This is a genomic window from Pantoea allii (assembly GCF_046529425.1).
GTDB classification, from domain to species: Bacteria; Pseudomonadota; Gammaproteobacteria; order Enterobacterales; family Enterobacteriaceae; genus Pantoea; species Pantoea allii.
This window is the reverse complement of record NZ_CP125958.1, coordinates 3,526,597-3,547,897: the sequence shown is the minus strand read 5'-3', so window position 1 is coordinate 3,547,897 and position 21,301 is coordinate 3,526,597. Positions and strand designations below refer to the sequence as shown.

General features: G+C 55.4%; 16 protein-coding genes. 11 read left to right on the top strand and 5 right to left on the bottom strand.

The window, feature by feature from the left end; translation table 11 throughout:
• Window positions 1-9: 9 nt before the first annotated feature.
• Window positions 10-3,684 (bottom strand): AAA family ATPase, encoded by a 3,675-nt coding sequence (locus tag QNH99_RS16855; RefSeq protein ID WP_410516954.1) that lies wholly within the window; start codon window positions 3,682-3,684, stop codon window positions 10-12.
• Window positions 3,681-4,877 carry an exonuclease subunit SbcD gene (sbcD, locus tag QNH99_RS16850; protein ID WP_410516953.1) on the bottom strand — a complete coding sequence of 399 codons (1,197 nt, stop codon included), beginning with the start codon at window positions 4,875-4,877 and terminating at the stop codon, window positions 3,681-3,683. The genes QNH99_RS16855 and sbcD overlap by 4 nt, the downstream gene beginning before the upstream one ends.
• A 197-nt stretch (window positions 4,878-5,074) precedes the next feature.
• Between sbcD and phoB the strand changes: the two genes are divergently transcribed.
• The 6 genes from phoB (at window position 5,075) to proY (ending at window position 12,625) form a co-directional block, all read left to right on the top strand.
• The gene (gene phoB / locus QNH99_RS16845; protein ID WP_014606457.1) at window positions 5,075-5,764 is read left to right on the top strand and encodes a phosphate response regulator transcription factor PhoB; all 690 of its coding nucleotides are present in this window, start codon (window positions 5,075-5,077) and stop codon (window positions 5,762-5,764) included.
• Between the two features lie 14 nt (window positions 5,765-5,778).
• The gene (phoR, locus tag QNH99_RS16840; protein ID WP_063878613.1) at window positions 5,779-7,092 is read left to right on the top strand and encodes a phosphate regulon sensor histidine kinase PhoR; all 1,314 of its coding nucleotides are present in this window, start codon (window positions 5,779-5,781) and stop codon (window positions 7,090-7,092) included.
• Between the two features lie 19 nt (window positions 7,093-7,111).
• Window positions 7,112-8,032 (top strand): PstS family phosphate ABC transporter substrate-binding protein, encoded by a 921-nt coding sequence (locus tag QNH99_RS16835; RefSeq protein WP_410516952.1) that lies wholly within the window; start codon window positions 7,112-7,114, stop codon window positions 8,030-8,032.
• Window positions 8,033-8,394: 362 nt separating this feature from the next.
• The gene (locus QNH99_RS16830) at window positions 8,395-9,498 is read left to right on the top strand and encodes a cobalamin-independent methionine synthase II family protein (protein WP_410516951.1); all 1,104 of its coding nucleotides are present in this window, start codon (window positions 8,395-8,397) and stop codon (window positions 9,496-9,498) included.
• Window positions 9,499-9,888: 390 nt separating this feature from the next.
• On the top strand, window positions 9,889-11,208 hold the full coding sequence (brnQ, locus tag QNH99_RS16825; RefSeq protein ID WP_410516950.1) for a branched-chain amino acid transport system II carrier protein: 1,320 nt from the start codon (window positions 9,889-9,891) through the stop codon (window positions 11,206-11,208).
• A 70-nt stretch (window positions 11,209-11,278) separates the two neighbouring features.
• Window positions 11,279-12,625: a proline-specific permease ProY gene (gene proY / locus QNH99_RS16820; protein WP_063878617.1), complete on the top strand. Its 1,347-nt coding sequence runs from the start codon at window positions 11,279-11,281 to the stop codon at window positions 12,623-12,625.
• A gap of 234 nt (window positions 12,626-12,859) precedes the next feature.
• Here the strand turns inward: proY and QNH99_RS16815 are convergent, their stop codons facing one another.
• From QNH99_RS16815 to QNH99_RS16805, 3 genes are all read right to left on the bottom strand, one after another.
• Window positions 12,860-14,131, bottom strand: a complete 1,272-nt coding sequence (locus QNH99_RS16815; RefSeq protein ID WP_410516949.1) for a histidine-type phosphatase — start codon at window positions 14,129-14,131, stop codon at window positions 12,860-12,862.
• Window positions 14,131-14,943, bottom strand: coding sequence for an inositol monophosphatase family protein (locus tag QNH99_RS16810; RefSeq protein ID WP_063878619.1), 813 nt, complete (start codon window positions 14,941-14,943; stop codon window positions 14,131-14,133). Before QNH99_RS16810 ends, QNH99_RS16815 begins: the two co-directional genes overlap by 1 nt.
• A 221-nt stretch (window positions 14,944-15,164) precedes the next feature.
• The gene (locus QNH99_RS16805) at window positions 15,165-15,746 is read right to left on the bottom strand and encodes an ACP phosphodiesterase (protein WP_063878620.1); all 582 of its coding nucleotides are present in this window, start codon (window positions 15,744-15,746) and stop codon (window positions 15,165-15,167) included.
• A gap of 101 nt (window positions 15,747-15,847) precedes the next feature.
• Here QNH99_RS16805 and queA point away from each other — a divergent pair, with 101 nt between their 5' ends.
• The 5 genes from queA to secF are packed head-to-tail and all read left to right on the top strand — an operon-like array spanning window position 15,848 to window position 21,296.
• A complete protein-coding gene (gene queA / locus QNH99_RS16800) occupies window positions 15,848-16,918 on the top strand; it encodes a tRNA preQ1(34) S-adenosylmethionine ribosyltransferase-isomerase QueA (protein WP_410516948.1) in 1,071 nt (356 codons plus the stop codon).
• 45 nt (window positions 16,919-16,963) lie between these two features.
• Window positions 16,964-18,112 (top strand): tRNA guanosine(34) transglycosylase Tgt, encoded by a 1,149-nt coding sequence (gene tgt / locus QNH99_RS16795; RefSeq protein ID WP_063878622.1) that lies wholly within the window; start codon window positions 16,964-16,966, stop codon window positions 18,110-18,112.
• Window positions 18,112-18,444: a preprotein translocase subunit YajC gene (gene yajC, locus QNH99_RS16790; RefSeq protein ID WP_006117993.1), complete on the top strand. Its 333-nt coding sequence runs from the start codon at window positions 18,112-18,114 to the stop codon at window positions 18,442-18,444. The genes tgt and yajC overlap by 1 nt, the downstream gene beginning before the upstream one ends.
• Before the next feature lie 25 nt (window positions 18,445-18,469).
• Window positions 18,470-20,317, top strand: coding sequence for a protein translocase subunit SecD (gene secD, locus QNH99_RS16785; RefSeq protein WP_096012006.1), 1,848 nt, complete (start codon window positions 18,470-18,472; stop codon window positions 20,315-20,317).
• 10 nt (window positions 20,318-20,327) lie between these two features.
• Window positions 20,328-21,296 (top strand): protein translocase subunit SecF, encoded by a 969-nt coding sequence (gene secF, locus QNH99_RS16780; protein WP_063878624.1) that lies wholly within the window; start codon window positions 20,328-20,330, stop codon window positions 21,294-21,296.
• Window positions 21,297-21,301: the final 5 nt, after the last annotated feature.

Sequence of the window (21,301 nt, the reverse complement as noted above, 5' to 3'; positions counted from 1 at the left end):
CATTACCTCTTACAGACCGGGCAATTCCAGCTTGCTGTAACCCAGTCCATTCATTTTACGTACTTTAATTTGCACGGGAATACGCTCTTTCATCGCCTCAACATGGCTGATGACGCCAATGGTTTTTCCACTGGCGTTGAGTGCATCCAGTGCATCCAGCGCGGTATCCAGCGTTTCCGCATCCAGTGTCCCGAAGCCTTCATCAAGAAATAACGATTCGATACGCGTTTTATGGCTAACCAGATCGGATAGCGCGAGTGCCAGCGCCAGGCTCACCAGAAAGCTTTCTCCACCCGACAGCGTACGCGTATCCCGCGCGCTGTCCGCCTGCCAGGTATCCACCACGTCCAGCTCCAGCGCATCGATAGCACGGCGCTGTAAAAGATAGCGTCCATGCAGGCGATCCAGCTGACGATTAGCCAGGGCTACCAGGTGATCAAGCGTTAATCCCTGCGCAAAGCGTCGGAATTTATCGCCGGTTGCCGAGCCGATCAACTCGTTAAGCAAGGCCCACTGCGCCAGCTCGGTTTCATCCTGAGCAATCTGCGCCAGTAAGGTTTGTTGTTGCGTCCGCAGGCTGGCATCGCTTTGTAACTGCTGCTGCAACTGCCCCTGCTGACTGGCGTTATCCCTGAGTGACAGCCGTAAGTTTTCCAGCTGTGCAGCCAGCGCATCGGCGGAGTCGGGCATATTATCGGGTTTCGCCTGCTGGTGGGCAGCCAGCCGCTGTTGCAACTCTGCCAGACGTGACTGTTGATGGAGCAGATGCTGATCAATCTGCTGCAGTCGCTGGCGCAGTTGGTGCGCTTCCTGCTCGTCCAGCAGTGCGGCCCGCAGGCTCGCCTCGTCCGGGAAGTCGGCCGCCGCCAGTGCGGCACTGAAGCGCTGCTCAGCCTCGGTTAACCGTGTGCTCAATGTATGCAGCTGGCTTTCCAGTAGCGTCAGTTGGCCGGTAAGACGGCTGACCTCTGCCTGAGACTGCTGCAGCCGCTCACGTTGCTGCGTCAACAGCATCTCGTGACCATCGACACTTTCCTGCATTTGCTGACGGGCCTGGGTAACCTCGCGATCGCCAAACAGCGCCGCGCGCTGCTGGCATTTTTCCTGGTGCTGCTGATCCAGTGAGGCGAGCTGCTGCTGTAGCTGAGTCAGGCGTTGCTGCTCAAGCAGCAACTGTTGTTGCAGGGCTTCTGCCTGGCTTTCCGCACGTGCCAACTGAGGCTGTAAGTTAGCAAGCAACCGCTCACTTTCCTGCCAGCGCCGCCAGCGCTGTTGCTGCTCCGCCAGCCAGCTTTCGCGCTGGGCACTGTCAGGCAACGCCAGGTGATAGTCTTTGAACTGCTGATTCAGCGTTTCCTGAAGCTGCTGAGCACTCGCCTGGGCCTGCTGTTGGTGCTGCTGTAAGCGTAGCAATGCCTGTTGCTCATTCTCCAGCTGCTGTTGGGTCAACTGGATCGTTTGCTGATGCTTCTGTAACGCTTGCTGCTGCTGCAGATGTCGCTCTTTTGCCTCCTGATAAGCCCGTTCTGCGCTTTCCAGCGTCTCGACCTGTGCAGTTAATGCCTGTTCCTGATGGCGCTGGGCCTGCTGCCAGTTGGCGAGTTCTTCGGCATCGTTCAGCGTGAAGGTAAGCGCAAGCTCACTGCTCAAGGCCTGCCAGCGCTGGGCTAAACCATCAAGTTGCTGCGTTAAACTGGCGATTTCGTCCTGCAGAGACTGCTGCTGCACCTTCAGGTGTTTTATCTGCTCTTTTTTTGCCGTACCGGTTTCACTCAGTGCCTCTACCTGCTTTTGCAGGTCAGCTTTTCGCTGTTGGTTGGCACTGACTTCCAGAGCACGGTAGGTTTCAACCGCAGGATGTTCGCAGGAGCCACACAGAGGACAGGGTTGTCCGGCCTCCAGCCGCGCCCGATGCTCCTCCAGGTCGGCAATGTGGCTTTCGAGCTGGCAAATTTTCTCCACGTCGGTGAGCTGCTGTTTTTCCCGTTTCCATGTTTCCCGCAGCGTCAGTAATTCTGCCTCAGCCTGCAGGCTGGCTTTTTCAAGATCCTGGCGTCGTTTTTCATACTGACCACGCTGTTGATGCAGCGGCTGCCACTGGGTAGCCAGTAACGTCAGCGTCTGACGTGCGTCACGCTGCTGATTTAACTGCTTTAACGTCTGACGTATTGCTTCGGGAGGATGGGCTTTCTGTAGCGAAGTTAGCGCTTGCTCAGCGTTAGATAATGCGTGCTGAGACTGCTGCCCGGCCTGATTCAGGGGAGCCAGTTGCTGCCCGAGCTGTTCGATCTGCTGTTGGCATCGATGAATTTGCTGTTGCTGTTGCTGCACCTGTTGCGCTGACGCCACCTGTTCGGTTTCATACCGTGCCAGCTGAGCAAAGCGGTCCTGCCACAGTGGCAGGTTTTCGCCCCACAACGCCAGCTCTGCAAGCTGCTGTCGAAGAGTCTGCTGCTGGGTCATCGCCTGTTGCAGATCGCTCACCTGGCGTCGCTCGGCTTGCATCGCCTGTTCGCGCTGCGCGCAGCCTGCCTGCTGCTGACCCGTTTCATGCTGCAACTGCTGGATTTGCTGTGCTAAGGCGGAAAGCGCCTGATCGAGCGGGATGACCTGTTCGGTCAACAGGGTTTCCTGCTGTCGCTGTTGCTGACGCGCCTGCTCGCGGGCCGTTTCCATTTCCTGATAGCGCTGCTGCAACTGCTGCTGCTCATTTGCCGTGGCCTGCATCTGCTGATTGACCTGCTGCTGACGCTGTTGCACCTCATGACGTTCAGCCTGCAGGCTGTCGCGCTGCTGCAGCGCACCGCGCAGTTTTTCTGCCGGTTCACTTCGGGCCAGGCGCTGGCGATCGGCTTCTGCCGCCTGACTTGCCGTTTCTGCTGCCTGACGGGCGGCATTCACCTGCTCACTGTCCGCGCTAAGCTGCTGTGCCAGCTGCAGCCAGTGCTGCTGGCGCTGAGCGGTGTCAAGCTGGCGGCTGAGTTGCTGCTCGGCTTCCGTCAGTGCAGCTTGCTGCTGTTGCAGCCCGGTTCGGGTCGCCTCATCAAGCAGTGCCATGCCGCCCGCCCGGCTGCGCAGCAACTCCAGCGCATTTTTCGCTTCTTTATGGCGCTCGAACGCGGCCATAGAAACCAGACCGTAAATCTCCGTGCCGGTCAGCTCTTCCAGCAACTCCGCGCGCTCGTTGGCTTTGGCATTGAGAAACGCGGCGAACTGGCCCTGTGACAGCATCATTGAGCGGGTAAAGCGCGCAAAATCCAGACCACTGAGCGTTTCGGTGAGCTTGAGTTTGTCGCCCACTTTGTCTGCAACAATCTGGTTATCCGCACAGCGTGCCAGCTCGACGCGCGGTGCCTGCAGTTTGCCGTCTGCCGTACCCCGGGCGCGGTTCTGGCTCCAGAATGCACGCCAGGCTTCACCTTTAATTTCAAATTCGACTTCAGCCAGGCATTCTGCGCAGTCACGCGTCATCAGCGGATTGTGCCCCTGAGAGAGCACGCCCAGGCGCGGCGTCTGGTGATACAGCGCCAGACAGATCGCATCCAGCAGGGTGGTTTTACCCGCGCCCGTCGCCCCGGTAATGGCAAACAGACCATTGCTGGCGAAAGGCTCGGTGCGAAAGTCGATAAACCATTCCCCTTTCAGCGCATTGAGGTTTTTGAATCGCAGCGTGAGGATCTTCATGGGTTCTCCTCCAGCTCGGCCAGCGTCTGCCTGAACAGCGTTGTCACCTGGGCAATCTGCTCATCGTCAAGCGCATCGTTTAGTGCCAGACGCCGGGCAAAAACCTCTTCAACATTCAGTTCGCTCAGGGTTTCATTATCCGTTTGCGTCAGGCTGTGCTGACGCTGTTCACGACTGCGTCGTAACAGCAGCACTTCCACCGGTAAATCTGCGGTCAGGGCTTCCACCTGGCGCTGCAGGTCACTTAAGTACTCCTGAGTCGTGACTTCAATATCCAGCCAGACCGGTTTTTCGCCGCTCGGATGGGAAAAGTCGGCTAGATGCTGGCTGATTTGCGCCAGTGAACCTTTGAGCATCCTCATCGGCTGGAACAGCGGAATGGGCAGGGCATCGATCTCCAGGCCTGCGGAGCCGAACGTCAGCAGATACACACTCTTTTCGCTGCCCAGCTCGTCAAAGCTAAGTGGAATAGGGGAACCGCTGTAGCGAATATGGTCGCTGTTAGCCACACGCTGAGCACGATGAATATGCCCAAGGGCGATGTAATCCGCTGGCGGAAATGCCGAGGCAGGGAAGGCGTCCAGCGTGCCGATGTAGATATCACGCACCGAATCACTTTTGCTGACGCCAAGGGCCGTAAGGTGGCCGGTTGCAATGATGGGCAGGTGCTTGTTCCACGCCTGCGCCGCCGCAAAACTGCGCTGATAATGCGCGGCAATCGCTTCCAGTAGACTGATCTGTTTGTCCCGCCCCGACTGACCGGCCTGGCTGCGCATGATGTCGCGCGGACGCAGGTAAGGAATCGCGCACAGTAACGCGCCGGGTTCGCCCTGACGGGTGGTCAACATCAGCACATCATCATTTTCTTGCGGCGTGGCAACCACTCGCGTATTCAGACAGGCCAGCAGTTCACGCGACTCGTTTAACGTCGCCACCGAGTCATGATTACCTGCCAGCACCACCAGCTGACAGCCGCTGGGCTGTAATGCCACCACGAAGCGGTTAAACATTTCACGCGCATAACTGGGCGGCGTACCGGTATCGAATAAGTCGCCCGCCACAATCAGGGCATCAACCTGGTGCTGCTCAATCTGGATTAACAGCCAGTCAAGAAAGGCCTGGTGTTCAGCGGCACGGCTCTTGTTATAAAAGAACTGCCCCAGGTGCCAGTCCGCGGTGTGGATAATGCGCATAACACTCCCTGCCATAACAATTTGCCCGGCAATTATACTGGCTCTATCACTAAAGCCACAAAACATGTCGTCATGTTGTCATAAATGGTTGTTGCAAGCCGACTTTTATGGCTAACTTTTTCATAAAACTGTCACAAAACTGACGCATAATGACGCCGCAAATATCAGTGAAAGCCGTCCTACCTGCAGGAGTAATAATGGCTAAGCGCATTTTAGTTGTGGAAGATGAAGCTCCAATCCGTGAGATGTTATGTTTTGTTCTGGAACAAAACGATTATCAGCCGATTGAGGCCGAAGATTATGACAGTGCTGTCAGCAAGCTGATTGAACCCTGGCCTGATCTGATCCTGCTGGACTGGATGTTACCCGGCGGTAGCGGCATACAATTTATTAAACATCTTAAGCGTGAAGCCATGACGCGCGATATTCCGGTTATGATGCTGACCGCGCGCGGCGAGGAAGAAGATCGGGTTCGTGGGCTGGAAGTCGGGGCTGATGATTACATCACTAAACCCTTTTCGCCTAAAGAGCTGATGGCACGCATCAAAGCGGTTATGCGTCGTATTTCGCCGATGGCGGTTGAAGACGTGATTGAAATGCAGGGCCTGAGCCTGGACCCGTCATCGCACCGCGTGATGTCAGAAACCACACCGCTGGAAATGGGGCCGACAGAATACAAGCTGCTGCATTTCTTTATGACCCATCCTGAGCGTGTTTACAGCCGTGAGCAGCTACTCAATCACGTCTGGGGCACCAACGTCTATGTTGAAGATCGCACCGTTGACGTTCATATTCGTCGTTTACGTAAGGCGCTGGAACTGACCGGCCACGATCGCATGGTACAAACCGTACGCGGAACAGGCTATCGTTTCTCTGCCCGCTTTTAAACGGAGCTTTAACCGTGCTGGAACGCCTCTCCTGGAAGAGATTATTGTCCGAACTGGTGCTGGCGTGTCTGCCTGCGCTGGTGCTTGGCCTGCTGTTTGGCTATTTGCCGTGGCTCTTGTTACTTAGCGTCGTCGGCATGTTATTGTGGCATTTTTACAACCTGATGCGCCTTTCTCACTGGCTATGGCTCGATCGCACGATGACGCCGCCTTCAGGCCAGGCTAGCTGGGAGCCACTGTTTTACGGGTTGTATCAAATGCAACTGCGCAACCGGCGGCGGCGGCGCGAGTTAGGTAATCTGATTAAGCGCTTTCGTAGCGGCGCGGAGTCGCTGCCTGACGCCGTAATCCTGACCACGGAAGAGGGCACTATTTTCTGGTGCAACGGCCTGGCACAGCAACACCTGGGGCTGCGCTGGCCAGAGGATAACGGGCAAAATATCCTTAACCTGCTGCGTTATCCTGAGTTTTCACGCTACCTTCGCCAGCGGGATTTCGACAAGCCACTGACGCTGGTGCTGAATAACCAGCACCATATGGAATTCCGTGTCATGCCTTACAGCGAAGGCCAGTGGTTAATGGTGGCGCGCGATGTTACCCAGATGCATCAGCTTGAGGGAGCACGGCGTAACTTCTTCGCCAACGTCAGCCACGAACTGCGCACGCCTTTAACGGTGCTTCAGGGCTATCTGGAAATGATGAACGACTCTGTGATGAATCAGCGCTCACGGGACAAAGCGTTGCACACGATGTCGGAGCAAACCCGACGGATGGATAGCCTGGTCAAACAGCTCCTGACGCTGTCGCGTATTGAGGCTGCCCCGGTCATCAACATGAAAGAAAAGGTTGATGTGCCCGTCATGCTAAAACTGCTGCAGCATGAGGCCGAAACCCTGAGCGGTGGGCGTCACGCTATCCATTTTCATACCGATCCCCATCTGAAAGTGTTTGGCAATGATGAGCAATTACGCAGTGCCATTTCCAACCTCGTTTACAACGCGGTTAACCATACGCCAGAGGGCACGCGCATCGATATCAGCTGGCTACGTAGCAAGCAGGGCGCGGTATTCAAGGTGTGCGATAACGGCCCCGGCATTGCTTCTGAGCATATCCCACGTCTGACAGAACGTTTTTACCGCGTGGACAAAGCGCGTTCACGCGCCACCGGCGGCAGCGGGCTTGGGCTGGCCATCGTGAAGCATGCGCTGAGCCATCATAATGCGCGTCTGGAGATCACCAGCATCCCGCATCAGGAAACCTGTTTTACGTTTACCCTGGCACCACGGTTGATTGTTACTAACGGGATGCAGGAGAATGCCGTCCATTAACTGCTGACGGACCGGAACAATGCGCGCGTTTTTTTTGCTGTTCTTCTCTCTGTTGCCTGCCTTGGTGCAGGCGCAGCCTGTTATGCTTTCAGGCAATCTGAGCAGCGCAGGCTCGGACACGCTCGGCTACCTGATGACCTTATGGGGCGATGACTTTAGCCGTCAGTCGCCTGGCGTAAACGTCCAGGTCCAGGCATCGGGCTCGTCAACCGCGCCCACCGCGCTCACCGCCGGTAGCGTGCAGATTGGGGCCATGAGCCGGCCTATGCAGGCGGATGAGCGCCAGGCATTTGAGGCGCGATATGGTTATCCTCCGCTGGCAGTACCGGTTGCGATGGACGCGCTGGTGGTGGTGGTGAATCAGCGCAATCCGCTGCAGTCTGTCTACCCCCGCCAGCTTGATGCTCTGTTCTCTGTCACCCGTCTCTGTGGCGCGCAGCAGGTGCCTGAGCGCTGGGGCGATCTGGGCCTGCATCAGCCAGAATGGCAGCAGCGCGCTATCCAGCGTTATGGCCGCAACTCGGCATCCGGGACATGGGGATTCTTCAAACAGCAGGCACTGTGTCAGGGCGATTTTCGCAACGACGTGGCGGAATTTCCCGGATCGGCGGCGGTGGTTCAGGCCGTCGCCGGCGATCTGCGCAGCATTGGCTATGCCAGTTTTGGTTTTCACCTGAGCGGAGTAAAACTGCTACCGGTGATGACAAAAAGCGGTGAGGCGGTTGCACCCGATCCGGATTCTATCCGCAGTGGTCGCTATCCCTGGGCGCGCCCGCTCTATCTGTATGTGAACAAAGCCCCCGGTAAGCCCTTGCCGCCGCTTTTAGCCGCTTTTTTACAACAGGTACTGTCTAAAGCGGGCCAGCAGCGCGTGAGTGAAGCGGGTTATCTGCCGCTGTCTGAGACGCAAATGGCCGGGGCGCGTAAGGCTCTCCAGTAGGCTTTCCTGACTGTGCAGAACCCGAGGATCACCAGGCATCCTTGATAAAGAACATTCTCCGTCTTAGCCGCGCGCCCTGTGTGCGGGCTACATCCTGGCTATGCTGTTCAGCGTCCATAGCGTCCATAGCGTCAGTTGCGCCGGGTAAGAATGCTGATGCGTAAAAGGACGACCGCGAAATCCGCTCTTCTCGTCGCAACATGAATCTTTTTCATCCCCAGTGAATTTTTTTCGTTTGCGCAGAAGCCGGTCACATGACAATCTGCATTCAGACGTTTAGCCATCTGGAAGGCTGAAATTACATTGTGTAACTATTCCCGCCCGAAATTATCTACTGATCTGGCGGGTGATCAGGAGTCATTATGCAAAGACAAACCGCCCCGTTTCGTGCCGATACCGTTGGCAGCTTCCTTCGTCCCGTCGCCATTAAGCAGGCTCGTGAAAAATTTCATGCGGGCGAGATCAGCGCTGACGAACTGCGTGATGCTGAAAATGAAGCGATTCGTGACGTGGTGGCGAAGCAGCGTGAAAATGGCCTTCAGGTTGTTACCGACGGGGAATTTCGTCGTGGCTGGTGGCACTTTGACTTTTTCTACGGCCTGAAAGGCGTTGAACACTATGAAGCGGATCAGGGCATTCAGTTCAACGGTGTTCAGACCAAAGCGCACGGCGTAAAAATTACCGGCAAGCTGGGTTTTGATGGGCATCCAATGCTGGCGCATTTCCGCTTCCTGCAGAGCGTAGCGGGGGATGCGGTGGCAAAAATGACCATCCCCAGCCCAAGCGTGCTGCATTTTCGCGGCGGACGTAAAGTGATCGACGCAAAGGTTTACCCCGATCTGGATGTGTACTTTGACGATCTGGCGCAGACCTACAAAGAGGCGATTAAAGCCTTTTACGATGCAGGCTGTCGCTATTTACAACTGGACGATACCGTCTGGGCTTATCTCTGTTCAGAGGATCAAAAGCGTGAGATCCGTGAGCGCGGCGACGATCCCGAGCAGTTGGCTCGCACCTATGCACGTGTACTGAACAAGGCGTTAGAAGGCAAACCGGCCGACCTGACCGTCGGTCTGCATGTGTGCCGTGGCAATTTCCGCTCGACCTGGATTTCTGAAGGGGGCTACGAGCCGGTGGCTGAAATCCTGTTCGGCTCTGTGAATGTGGATGCGTTTTTCCTTGAATATGACAATCACCGTTCTGGCGGCTTCGAACCGCTGCGTTTCATCAAGCCTGGCCACCAGAAGGCGGTGCTGGGTTTAATTACCACCAAGGTCGGTGAACTGGAAGACGCCGCGCAGGTAAAAGCGCGTTTACAGGAAGCGACGCAGTACATCAGCCTCGACCAGATTTGCCTCAGCCCGCAGTGTGGATTTGCCTCAACGGAAGAGGGCAACAGCCTGACCGAAGAGCAACAGTGGCAGAAGATTCGTCTGGTAGTGGATGTCGCCAGCCAGGTGTGGTAAGCGCTGAATCTGTGCAACGTGGCGCAATACATGCGCCACTTGTGCACAAAAACCCGCATGTATGCTGATATTTCCCATCGCCTGTTTATTTTTAAAGCACATCATCTGATGCACTTTCTGCGAATATTGATGTGATCCTCTGATATTGGTTTAAATTGCGAAATAAGCCTCTGGTTTTCCGATCCTGTATTGCCTTTCTCCGCTATAAACGTTTTACTTACCGCCGTTGTCGATTTATCCCTCTGTGAACAGAAAAAAAGCAGCTCAAATCACCTGCGCTAAACCAGACGCTACGCATAATGCGCTGTTATTGTCTGGCAAGTCGTCGTATTAACGCAGCGAGGGGACAACGCAAACTTATCTTTCATCGCAACATCAGTGACAGGCCGTATGACACATCGTTTAACCGTTAAAGACATTCTCGCGCTGGGCTTCATGACGTTTGCCCTGTTTGTTGGCGCGGGTAACATCATCTTTCCTCCCATGGTCGGTATTCAGTCAGGCGAACATGTCTGGGTGGCCGCTCTGGGCTTTCTGCTTACCGCCGTGGGCTTACCTGTTATCACCGTGATCGCCCTGGCGCGCGTCGGCGGCGGTATTGATGCGCTGAGCACGCCCATTGGCAAAGTCGCTGGCGTGGTGCTGGCAACGGTTTGCTACCTTGCGGTCGGGCCGCTTTTTGCCACGCCGCGCACCGCCACGGTCTCATTTGAGGTGGGCATTGCACCTATCACTGGCGATGGCCCGCTGCCGCTGTTTATCTACAGCCTGGTTTACTTTGCGCTGGTGATGGTGATTTCCCTCTATCCGGGTAAATTGCTGGATACGGTCGGCCATTTTCTCGCCCCGCTGAAAATTGCAGCCCTGACGCTGCTGGGCGTCGCGGCTTTGCTGTGGCCGGCGGGCGGAACGATTCCCGCGACGGCGGACTATCAGCGCGCCGCATTTTCCAGTGGTTTTGTGAACGGCTATCTCACCATGGATACGCTGGGCGCGATGGTCTTCGGCATTGTCATCGTCAACGCGGCACGTTCGCGCGGCATTGATAATGCGGCGCTGTTAACCCGCTACACGGTTTTAGCTGGGGTGATCGCTGGCGTCGGTTTGACGCTGGTCTATCTCAGCCTGTTTAAACTGGGCGCGGGCAGCGGTGCGTTAGTGGATCAGAATGCCAACGGTGCGGCGATTCTGCATGCTTACGTCCAGCAGACCTTCGGTGACATGGGCAGCTTCTTCCTGGCCGCACTGATTTTCATTGCCTGTATGGTGACGGCTGTGGGCCTGACCTGTGCCTGCGCAGAGTTTTTTGCGCAGTATCTGCCCTTGTCTTACAAAACGCTGGTCTTTGTACTGGGCCTGTTCTCGATGGTGGTGTCTAACCTGGGGCTGAGCCATCTGATTCAGATTTCCATTCCGGTGCTGACGGCGATTTATCCGCCGTGTATCGTGCTGGTCGTACTGAGTTTTACGCTGAACCGGTGGAACAAAAGCAGTCGTATCATCGCACCGACTATGCTGGTCAGCCTGCTATTTGGTATCCTTGACGCCATCAAAACCACCGGGTTTAAAGAGGCGTTACCCGCATTTAGCCAGCATCTGCCGCTAGCCGACCAGGGCCTTGCCTGGTTGCCGCCATCGCTGGTGATGTTGCTGGCTGTGGCGCTGGTCGATCGGTTGAAAGGGCCAGAGCAGGTGTCGGTTCACTCGTAACGGCTAAGATTGATTCTTCTTTAACCACGGGCTTGCCCGTGGTTTTTTCATTTCACAGGTACAGGTTGTTATGCAAGAAACCAACAAGCTCAAACGCGGACTGAGCACGCGCCACATCCGTTTTATGGCGCTGGGATCGGCGATTGGCACCGGGCTGTTTTACGGCTCGGCGGACGCCATCAAGATGGCAGGACCGAGCGTACTGCTCGCCTATATCATTGGCGGCGCGGTGGCGTACATCATCATGCGCGCGCTGGGTGAGATGTCAGTCAACAACCCGCAGGCCAGCTCGTTTTCCCGCTATGCGCAGGATTATCTTGGTCCGCTGGCAGGCTACATCACCGGCTGGACCTACTGCTTTGAAATTCTTATCGTGGCTATCGCGGACGTAACGGCGTTTGGTATCTATATGGGCGTCTGGTTTCCGGAGGTCCCGCACTGGATCTGGGTGCTCAGCGTGGTGCTGATCATCGGCGCGGTCAATTTAATGAGCGTGAAGGTGTTTGGTGAAGTGGAGTTTTGGTTCTCCTTCTTCAAGGTCGCCACCATCGTTGTGATGATCCTGGCCGGGTTTGGCATGATCATCTGGGGGATAGGCAACGGTGGCCAGCCCACCGGCATTCATAACCTGTGGACCAATGGCGGCTTTTTTGCGCACGGTCTCGTGGGAATGCTGCTGTCGCTGCAGATGGTGATGTTTGCCTACGGTGGCATTGAAATCATCGGTATCACAGCGGGTGAAGCCAACGATCCGGCCACCTCTATCCCGCGCGCTATCAACTCCGTCCCGATGCGTATTCTGGTTTTTTATGTGGGTACGCTGTTTGTCATTATGTCGATTTATCCCTGGAATCAGGTGGGCACCAACGGCAGCCCGTTTGTTCTGACATTCCAGCATATGGGGATTGCGGCGGCAGCGTCTATCCTGAACTTTGTGGTGCTGACCGCCTCGCTGTCGGCGATCAACAGCGATGTGTTTGGCGTCGGACGTATGCTGCATGGCATGGCACAGCAGGGCCATGCACCCAAAATGTTTATGAAGGTCTCTTCGCGCGGTATTCCCTGGGTAACGGTGGTGGTGATGATGTTTGCCATGCTGATTGCGGTGTACCTCAACTACCTGATGCCAGAAAAAGTCTTCCTGGTTATCGCCTCGCTGGCGACTTTTGCCACCGTCTGGGTTTGGATCATGATTCTGCTGTCACAGATGGCGTTTCGACGCAAGATCGGCAAAGCCGCCGCCCGTGGGTTAACCTTTGCGTTGCCTGGCGGAAGCTGGACAGCAGGCTTTGGCGTGGCATTTCTGTGTTTTATTATTGGCCTGATCGGCTACTTCCCGGACACCCGCATTTCACTGTATGTCGGGATGGTATGGATTGTGGTACTGCTGCTGGGCTATAAGCTGGTGCGTAAATAACGCGGTTGATTTGTCCCAGCCCGGATATCAACGGGTTGGGGCAAAACAGGATTGGCGGTTAAGCAAAATAAAATCGGCGAAATGACTCGCCGAAAACAGATATGGCAAATGAAACAAATAGAGGGATGATTGACGAAATCATGCTAATGCAAAACGCGCCGCCATTAAATAAGTTGCCGTAAAATAAGACAAAGGCCAGCGCTACGCCCGGCGAAACCGTCCGGGCCGCGTACGTTATCCGTCCGAAGACGGCAATATCATGCTGACCGGAACGCGCGCGCTGTTATCTGTCTGCTTACCCAACTGCGTAACGGCCGCCTGTAACGGGCAAAGCGTCCCGACCGCTGTGATTTTGCATCCGGGTTGCCGCCATTCCTGACGCAACAGGGGATGGCTGTCGCTCACCGGTTGCAACTGACGCAGACCATCCAGACTTTGTGCCTGAAAATAGAGGCGCAGGTAGCGCTGATGCGTATTTCGATCCCGCCAGCGTTCCAGCACCAGGCTGCTTCCCGGTGGAATATTACCGCGCGTATAGCCGGGCAGTTGCCATTCAAATCCCATTAAGCGGCGCACCATCGCAATGTTGGTGTCATGTGCCACCAGAAGCAGCCAGCGCACGTCCGGATCATTACCTTTAATAGCCTCAAGCATCTGGGACAGCAGCAGGGAACCGTGACGTTGTGCCATGTAGAGCACATCATTGCTGAGATCATAATTGGCTGTCAGCAGCGGGAGCAGGGCGGTGATCTGTTGGGCGTACGTAATGTGCCCCCAGGCCAGCTTCGCGAACGGCAAGTTTTCACTGTAACCCAGCCGCAGCGTCTCGACCATGGCGGCCATGGCGCTTAAGCCTTCAACATAAACGCTGCCGCTTTTTGTCTGTTTGAACTGCCAGGGGCGATCGAAAAACGGACAATCGCTGCTGGCCGGACATACCGACTGTTTAAGCAGCGCAATCGCAGGCTGAAGCTGCTGCTGGCGTTGGATTAAATCGCCCGCCACGCGCTGTTTTGCCGCCAGTTCGCGCTGCGGATCGGTCTGGGCAAAGGGGAGCTTTTCCGTCTGAAACAGCGGATCGACATCGCCCTTAACGGTATGAACGGTAACGCCACAGCCGGGAAAGGCACCGTCCACCAGCGCCTCGGCGGTAGCGCGCGTTCGCTGCAGCGGGCTGGCGCGCACGTAGAGCGATGTCGCATCAGGGCAACCCGCGTTGAGTAAACCCAACTGGCGATAGTGCTCCCCTTCCCAGCGTGCTTTATTCACCACCGCGCTGTAGCCATGGCCCGTCAGTTCACCGTCTGCCGTGCTCCAGACGTACCATGGCTGCTGGCTTGCCGTTTCAATCTCTTTACGATTACCGGGCGTCGGCGGACGTACCCCGTGTCGGCTCAGTTCTACCACTTTCTCAAGTTGGTATTCCGGGGCCGCGTGCAGCGGCCCCGCCAACAACCACAACGCGCAGAGCGCAATCAAGCGCCGGGGAACATGGGCAGGCATCATCAATCCTCAATTTCATGCGTCGCAAGCAGCGCTTTAATTTGCGGATAGATTACCGCATTCGCCAGCAAAACAGGATTGCCCTTTTTCAGACCGTCGTTGCGCAGATAATCGTTGGTCACCCCGCCGGCCTCACGCATTAACACGATGCCGGGCAGGCTGTCCCAGGGATGCATATGTGCTTCATAATAGCCAATCAGACGGCCTGCGGCGGCCCAGGCACTGGTTAAAGCCCCGGAGCCGATGCGAATAAACATCCCACCTTCCCTGAGCAGGGCATCGATGAGCTGCGTCACTTTTTCACCGGGAACCCGGCTGGAGTTACTGATCCCCAGCAGGCCTTCATTGAGGTGCCGGGCTTTATGCACTTCGAGCCGGGTCTCGTTGAGCCAGGCGCCGTTTCCTTTGCGGGCGTGAAACAGCTCGTGATGATTGGGATCGCAAATCACGCCAACGACCGGCTCGCCATCGCACACAATCGCCAGCGAGACGCACCAGTTATGCAGGCCGTTAACAAAGCAGGCTGTGCCATCAATGGGATCGATCACCCATACAATACGGGCACCTTGCGTGTCACCGCCGCTCTCCTCGCCTAAAACGGCATCGTCTGGATAACGTTCTGAGATCAATGATTTAATTAATTCTTCAACGTTGCGGTCAGCTTCACTGACCACATCCTGAAGATCCCTTTTATGTTCCACCACCAGTTTTTGACGCTGTTGATACCATGACCAGGCGCGGCTTGCCGCCGCACGGGCGATTTCGCAGGCGTAATGATAGCGCGCGTCAATTTCAGAATGCGAAGCGGATGACATGTTTCCCTCTTATGATTTTAAACCATATCGGATAAAGGAAGCGCCTGAACAGGCGGTCTGACAGTGAGAGCAACGTAAATCATAGTTAAGCAAGGCTTATTAAGCCGCAGACCGGAAGTAATGGCAATACGGCTGTATGACTGACTGCGCGCTTTTTCAGCGTTACAGGTTGATGGTGCAATGAAAAGCGCTCACAAACCCGATGTAAAAAGGAGGGGAGGTTATAGCTGCTGCTCGACAGCCAGGGTCATCAGGCGCGGATAAAACTGGAAAAAGCAGGCTTCAAACGCAGCATAATGCGCCCTAAAGTCGTGATAAGAGTCGCGCAGAGCGGCCAGTTTTGGCCGACGGCTCGCCATCCCGTTCAGCACCCGTTCAAGACGCTGTGGATCAGCGTAATGCTCGAACCAGCGTTCACGCCACATCACCGCATTGAGGGCTTTAAATTCGTCAGGCGTGGCCGCCAGTTGCGGAACAATTTCACTTTCGGCTTTGGCGGTAAATTGTTGCAACGTGTGTGCCTGGTGAAAGCGATCCCAGTGGCGCGCCAGAAAATGGTCCCAGATAACATCCAGGGTAATGGGTGCGACACGGTAGGTTTCAGCCCGAAACCGCTGACGCGCCTCTCGCACTTCCGGCAAGGCATCGGTCATAACATCCAGGCGACGATGCATCAGAATGCCGTCGGCCACCGGTTTGGGCCAGTGTTGATGCGGCGCACCGCGAACGAAATCCGCCATCAGATTGCCGAGTAGCGAGCTGTCTGCAAGATGGGCTAAGTGAAGATGAGCAAGAAAATTCATGCGCTATTATAAGCGCAACTCGCTTTGCGCAGCCAGTTGTTCAGAATTGAGCGATTTTCCGCTAAACTGTGCCGCCTGTTTTTCTGAGTAAGAAGTCTGTCATGCGTGTCGCCGATTTTGCTTTTGAATTGCCCGAATCCCTTATCGCCCATTATCCCCAGGCGCAGCGTAGCGGTTGCCGCTTACTGTCGCTGGACGGTCCAAGTGGTGCACTGAGCCATGGCGTGTTTACCGATGTGCTGGACAAGCTGCAACCTGGCGATCTGCTGGTGTTTAACAACACGCGCGTGATCCCGGCCCGGGTGTTTGGTCGCAAGGCAAGCGGCGGTAAAATCGAAATGCTGGTTGAGCGCATGCTTGATGACAAGCGCGTGCTGGCACACGTGAGGGCGTCCAAAGCGCCAAAGCCTGGCGCAGCGTTGCTGCTGGGCGACGATGAAAGCGTTAACGCCACGATGGTCGCTCGCCACGATGCCCTGTTTGAGATTGCGTTCGAGGACGATCGGGCCGTTCTGGACATCCTCAACAGCGTAGGCCATATGCCGCTGCCGCCGTATATTGATCGTCCCGATGAAGAGGCCGATCGCGAGCTTTACCAGACGGTATACAGCGCGCGCCCGGGGGCCGTCGCGGCCCCGACCGCCGGTCTGCACTTTGATGAACCCCTGATTCAGGCGCTGAAAGACAAAGGCGTTGAAATGGCCTTTGTTACCCTGCACGTCGGGGCAGGGACGTTCCAGCCGGTGCGCGTAGAAACGATTGAAGAACACCACATGCATGCCGAATATGCGGAAGTTCCGCAGGAGGTTGTGGATGCGGTGCTGGCCTGTAAAGCCCGTGGCAATAAAGTCGTCGCGGTGGGGACAACCTCAGTACGCTCGCTGGAAAGTGCAGCCAAAGCCAGCCAGGATGCGCTGATTGCGCCGTTCTTCGATGACACCCAAATCTTTATCTATCCGGGCTATGAGTATCAGGTGATTGATGCGTTGATCACCAATTTCCATCTGCCCGAATCGACGTTGATCATGCTGGTATCGGCCTTTGCCGGTTATCAGCACACGATGGCTGCTTATCGTGCGGCGGTGGCGGAAGAATACCGTTTCTTCAGCTACGGCGACGCGATGTTTATCAGCAAAAACCCACAGGCTCCGCAGGAAAAAGTGGGTGCCTGATCTGTTTTAATTTAAACATTGGACTGTTTCTCCAATGGAGGTTTTGTGAAATTTGAACTTGATACCACAGACGGTCGCGCGCGTCGCGGTCGTCTGATTTTCGATCGTGGCGTGGTGGAAACCCCGGCGTTTATGCCCGTGGGTACCTATGGCACCGTGAAGGGCATGACGCCGGAAGAAGTGCAGGAAACCGGCGCGCAAATTATTCTGGGCAACACTTTCCACCTCTGGCTGCGTCCCGGCCAGGAAATCATGAAGCTGCACGGTGATTTGCATGATTTTATGCAGTGGAAAGGCCCGATACTGACCGATTCTGGCGGCTTCCAGGTGTTTAGCCTGGGCGACATTCGTAAGATCACCGAAGCCGGTGTCCATTTCCGCAATCCGATCAACGGTGACGCAATTTTCCTCGATCCGGAAAAATCGATGGAGATCCAGTACGACCTGGGATCGGACATCGTGATGATCTTCGATGAGTGCACGCCGTACCCGGCAGACTGGGATTATGCCAAGCGCTCTATGGAGATGTCTCTGCGCTGGGCGCAACGCAGTCGTGACCGTTTTGACAGCCTGGGGAACAAAAATGCGCTGTTTGGCATTATTCAGGGCTCGGTTTACGAAGATTTACGTGATGTCTCTGTGAAAGGTCTGGTAGAGATTGGCTTTGATGGGTACGCTGTGGGCGGCCTGGCGGTCGGTGAGCCTAAAGAGGATATGCACCGTATCCTTGAGCATGTTTGCCCGCAGATTCCCGAGGACAAACCCCGTTACCTGATGGGCGTCGGTAAACCTGAAGATCTGGTTGAAGGCGTGCGTCGCGGCGTGGATATGTTTGACTGCGTCATGCCAACGCGTAATGCGCGTAATGGCCACTTATTTGTGACCGATGGCGTGGTAAAAATTCGCAATGCGAAGCATAAAGACGATGTTTCGCCGCTGGATGCGGAGTGTGATTGTTACACCTGTCGCAATTACAGCCGTGCGTACTTGCATCATCTTGATCGCTGTAACGAAATACTGGGCGCACGTCTGAACACGATTCATAACCTGCGCTATTACCAGCGTTTGATGGCGGGTTTACGCCAGGCTATCGAAGAGGGTAAATTAGAGCGCTTTGTTAGCGAGTTCTACCAACGGACGGGCAAAGCGGTTCCGCCTTTAACGTCTGATAATTCATCAATGAGGGAAATTTAATGAGCTTTTTCATTTCTGACGCTGTGGCTGCAGCAGGCGCACCGTCTCAGGGAAGTCCGTATTCTCTGGTGATCATGCTGGTCGTCTTTGGCCTGATCTTTTACTTCATGATCCTGCGCCCGCAGCAGAAGCGTGCAAAAGAGCACAAGAAGCTGATGGATTCTATCTCCAAGGGTGATGAAGTCCTGACGAACGGTGGCCTGGTGGGTCGCGTAACAAAAGTGGCAGAAACCGGCTACATTGCTATTGCGCTGAACGACACTACTGAAGTGGTTATCAAACGTGATTTCGTGGCTGCCGTCCTGCCGAAAGGTTCTATGAAGGCGCTGTAATTTTTACTTCCCTAAGGGAACTGCCGTGTTAAATCGTTATCCTTTGTGGAAGTACATAATGCTGGTCGTGGTGCTTGTCATTGGCCTGGTGTATGCACTTCCCAACCTTTATGGTGAGGATCCGGCTGTTCAGATCACTGGCGCGCGCGGAAGCGCCGCCAGTGAGCAAACGTTGGATCAAATTCAGAACGTATTAAAACAAGACAATATTCAAACTAAGTCTGTTGCCCTGGAAAATGGCGCGATCACTGCGCGTTTTGCCAATACGGATGTGCAACTGCGCGCCCGTGAAGCGATCATGAAAGCGCTGGGCGAAAACTATGTGGTTGCCCTGAACCTCGCACCGGCAACGCCGCGCTGGCTGGCTCTGCTGGCGGCACAGCCAATGAAGCTTGGCCTCGATCTGCGTGGTGGTGTGCACTTCCTGATGGAAGTGGATATGGATACTGCCCTGAGCAAACTGCAAGAGCAGAATGCTGACAGCCTGCGCAGCGACCTGCGCGAAAAAAATATTCCCTATACCAACGTCAATAAGATTGCTAACTACGGCGTGGAAATTCGTTTCCGTGATGCTGCCAGCCGCGATGCTGCGGTGAAGTGGTTGTCATCCCGTCATCAGGACCTGGTCATCAACAGCAGCGGCGATGATTCGCTGCGTGCCACCATGACCGATGCGCGTCTCAGCGAAGCACGTGAATACGCTGTTCAACAGAACATCACTATTCTGCGTAACCGTGTCAACCAGCTGGGCGTTGCTGAACCCCTGGTACAGCGTCAGGGTTCTGACCGCATCGTGGTTGAACTGCCAGGTATTCAGGACACCGCACGTGCCAAAGAGATTTTGGGCGCGACAGCGACGCTGGAATTCCGTCTGGTTAACACCAGCGTGGACCCAAGCGCCGCCGCCAGTGGCCGCGTACCGGGCGACTCGGAAGTGAAAGACACGCGCGACGGACGCCCTGTGGTGCTCTATAAGCGTGTCATCCTGACGGGGGACCATATTACCGACTCCACATCCAGCATGGATGAGTACAACCAGCCTCAGGTGAACATTTCACTGGACGGCGCGGGCGGTAATATTATGTCTAACTTCACCAAGGACAACATCGGTAAGCCGATGGCGACCCTGTTTGTGGAGTACAAAGACAGCGGTAAGAAAGATGCTAACGGTCGAGCCATTCTGGTGAAACAGGAAGAGGTGATTAACGTCGCCAATATCCAGTCGCGCCTTGGCAACAGCTTCCGTATTACCGGTATCGGCAACCCGAACGAAGCACGTCAGCTGTCGCTGCTGCTGCGCGCCGGTGCGCTGATTGCGCCTATCCAGATTGTGGAAGAGCGTACCATCGGTCCAACCATGGGTCAGCAGAACATTACTCAGGGTCTGGAAGCCTGCCTGTGGGGCCTGGTCGCCTCTATCCTGTTTATGGTGCTGTACTACAAGAAAGTGGGCCTGATTGCCACCAGCGCGCTGCTGGCAAACCTGGTGCTGATTGTCGGTATTATGTCCCTGTTACCGGGTGCGACGCTGACGATGCCAGGCATTGCCGGTATCGTCCTGACGCTGGCGGTGGCAGTCGATGCTAACGTACTGATTAACGAACGTATTAAAGAAGAACTGCGCAACGGGCGTTCCGTACAGCAGGCAATCCATGAGGGCTATAAAGGCGCCTTCTCCAGTATTGTCGATGCTAACGTAACCACCCTGATCAAAGTGGTGATTCTGTATGCGGTGGGTACGGGGTCCATTAAGGGCTTTGCGATTACAACGGCTATTGGTATCGCGACCTCAATGTTCACATCGATTGTCGGTACCCGCGCCATCATTAACCTGATGTACGGTGGCAAGCGCGTCAAAAAGCTGTCTATCTGAGGAGTGCGTTGTGGCACAGGAATATAACATTGAGCAGTTAAACCACGGCCGTAAAGTCGTCGACTTTATGCGCTGGGATACGCTGGCATTTATTATTTCGGGATTGTTAATCATCATCTCGATTGCCATTGTTGGCGTACGTGGCTTTAACTGGGGTCTCGATTTCACCGGCGGTACGGTGATTGAGATCAACCTGGAGAAACCTGCCGATCTCGACACGATTCGTGGCGAGCTGGTTAAGGCCGGTTTCCAGGAGCCGCTGATCCAGAACTTTGGCAGCAGCCGTGACGTGATGGTGCGTATGCCACCGGTTACTGGCCCTGCAGGCACCGAGTTAGGTAATAAAGTGGTGACGGTAATTAACCAGACCACGCAGCAAAACGCGACGGTAAAACGTATCGAGTTTGTTGGACCCAGCGTAGGCAGCGATCTGGCGCAGGCCGGTGCGTTAGCCTTAATGTCGGCACTGATTGCGATTCTGATCTATATCGGTATTCGCTTTGAGTGGCGTCTGGCGCTGGGTACGGTGCTGGCACTGGCACATGACGTGATCATCACCTGTGGCCTGCTGTCGCTGTTCCGGGTGGAGATCGACCTCACCATTGTGGCCTCGCTGATGTCGGTTATCGGTTATTCACTTAACGATAAAATCGTGGTGTCGGACCGTATTCGTGAGAATTTCCGCAAGATCCGCCGCGGGTCCTCTTACGATATTACCAACGTGTCCCTGACCCAGACCTTGAGCCGTACCTTGATCACCTCGCTGACGACGTTGGCGATGATCCTGATTCTGTTCATCTTTGGTGGTGCGCTGCTGAAAGGCTTCTCGCTGACCATGCTGATCGGTGTCACTATTGGTACGATTTCGTCGATTTATGTCTCTTCAGCGCTGGCGCTGAAGCTGGGCATGAAACGCGAACACATGCTGGTGCAGAAAGTCGAGAAAGAGGGCGCAGACCAGCCTTCCATCCTGCCGTAATCTGC

Excerpts from the sequence above, each read along its gene's own strand:
- QNH99_RS16855 (WP_410516954.1), bottom strand. The coding sequence starts at position 3,684 with ATGAAGATCCTCACGCTGCGATTCAAAAACCTCAATGCGCTGAAAGGG.
- sbcD (WP_410516953.1), bottom strand. The coding sequence starts at position 4,877 with ATGCGCATTATCCACACCGCGGACTGGCACCTGGGGCAGTTCTTTTAT.
- phoB (WP_014606457.1), top strand. The coding sequence starts at position 5,075 with ATGGCTAAGCGCATTTTAGTTGTGGAAGATGAAGCTCCAATCCGTGAG.
- QNH99_RS16835 (WP_410516952.1), top strand. The coding sequence starts at position 7,112 with ATGCGCGCGTTTTTTTTGCTGTTCTTCTCTCTGTTGCCTGCCTTGGTG.
- QNH99_RS16830 (WP_410516951.1), top strand. The coding sequence starts at position 8,395 with ATGCAAAGACAAACCGCCCCGTTTCGTGCCGATACCGTTGGCAGCTTC.
- brnQ (WP_410516950.1), top strand. The coding sequence starts at position 9,889 with ATGACACATCGTTTAACCGTTAAAGACATTCTCGCGCTGGGCTTCATG.
- proY (WP_063878617.1), top strand. The coding sequence starts at position 11,279 with ATGCAAGAAACCAACAAGCTCAAACGCGGACTGAGCACGCGCCACATC.
- QNH99_RS16815 (WP_410516949.1), bottom strand. The coding sequence starts at position 14,131 with ATGATGCCTGCCCATGTTCCCCGGCGCTTGATTGCGCTCTGCGCGTTG.
- QNH99_RS16810 (WP_063878619.1), bottom strand. The coding sequence starts at position 14,943 with ATGTCATCCGCTTCGCATTCTGAAATTGACGCGCGCTATCATTACGCC.
- QNH99_RS16805 (WP_063878620.1), bottom strand. The coding sequence starts at position 15,746 with ATGAATTTTCTTGCTCATCTTCACTTAGCCCATCTTGCAGACAGCTCG.
- queA (WP_410516948.1), top strand. The coding sequence starts at position 15,848 with ATGCGTGTCGCCGATTTTGCTTTTGAATTGCCCGAATCCCTTATCGCC.
- yajC (WP_006117993.1), top strand. The coding sequence starts at position 18,112 with ATGAGCTTTTTCATTTCTGACGCTGTGGCTGCAGCAGGCGCACCGTCT.